The organism is Streptomyces sp. AC555_RSS877, from assembly GCF_019049245.1.
Lineage (GTDB): Bacteria > Actinomycetota > Actinomycetes > Streptomycetales > Streptomycetaceae > Streptomyces.
In genome coordinates this window covers 1-240 of the sequence record NZ_JAGMUK010000184.1, presented here as the reverse complement: position 1 = coordinate 240, position 240 = coordinate 1, and the positions used below count along the sequence as shown (strand labels likewise).

The 240-nt window shown below is 62.9% G+C and carries 1 protein-coding gene; it reads right to left on the bottom strand.

Annotated features, from left to right (window positions below; translation table 11 throughout):
* Positions 1-240: condensation domain-containing protein (locus KUM49_RS41675; RefSeq protein WP_217242165.1), on the bottom strand; the 240-nt coding region annotated here is incomplete at both ends.

Here is a 240-nt window from a genome sequence, read left to right as displayed (position 1 = left end):
CACCCAGCAACTCCCGCTGCCACAACGCATAATCCGCATACTGCACCGGCAACGCATCCCACACCGGTTCCCGGCCCTCACACCGCGCCGCATAAGCCGACTTCAGGTCACGCTCAAGTGGCGCAGAGGACCAACCGTCACTGGCGATGTGATGCACCACCACCACGAGCACATGCTCATCCGGACCCACCCCGAACAACCACGCACGCAGCGGAATCTCAGCACCCAGGTCGAAGGCAT